The sequence below is a fragment of the Photorhabdus sp. RM96S genome, from assembly GCF_042879335.1.
GTDB classification, from domain to species: Bacteria; Pseudomonadota; Gammaproteobacteria; order Enterobacterales; family Enterobacteriaceae; genus Photorhabdus; species Photorhabdus kayaii.
Genome location: NZ_JBHFKT010000151.1, coordinates 1 through 666 on the forward strand (window position 1 = coordinate 1; position 666 = coordinate 666).

Sequence of the window (666 nt, forward strand, 5' to 3'; positions counted from 1 at the left end):
ATGCCGGCGGCCCGGATATAGCCGCTCACGGCATTCGTGATACCGTTCGGCTGCAACCCGTCGAGACCGTCCATTGCCACGAACAGCGACTGGATGTCCGGGGTGACCAGCAGTTGCGGGCGAACCTGCTGCTGATAGAACTGGAGCCAGTTTAAGGCCCGTTCGCCGAGGGGCAATACCCGGTCTTTATTCCCCTTGCCCTGCCGGATGGTCACCGTTTTGCGTGACCCGTCAATGCTGTAGATATCGAGCCGGGCCACTTCACTGCGTCGTATCCCTGTTGACCAGAGCAGCTCCATCAGGGCCCGGTCGCGTGCGCCCTGCAACGTATTTGGGTCAGGCAGCGACAGGATATGCTCGATTTCATCAATGCTCAGGATATACCGCGGCAGGCGTTTTTCTTCCCGCGGCAACTCAATGTCCGCTGCCGGGTTCGCCAGTATCAGGTTCTGTTTGGTCAGCCATTTGAACCACACCTGTAACGGCTGCAACTGGGTGCGCTGGGTGCGGATGCTCAGCGGCTCTCCGTTGGTCTTGCGGTACTGGTACAGGTAGCGCTGGTAACGCTCCAGTATCGGCCGCGTGATATCCGCGGCAGAGTACAGGCCCCGTTCCGTGGCCCACAGGATAAAGCGATAGGTGTGATGGGTCTGTACTTTCAGCGTG

The 666-nt window shown here is 59.5% G+C and carries 1 protein-coding gene; it reads right to left on the minus strand.

Annotated elements, in window-relative coordinates; genetic code table 11:
- A partial coding sequence (xerC, locus tag ACGF49_RS24695) for a site-specific tyrosine recombinase XerC (protein WP_387493362.1) occupies positions 1–666 on the minus strand: 666 nt, incomplete at both ends.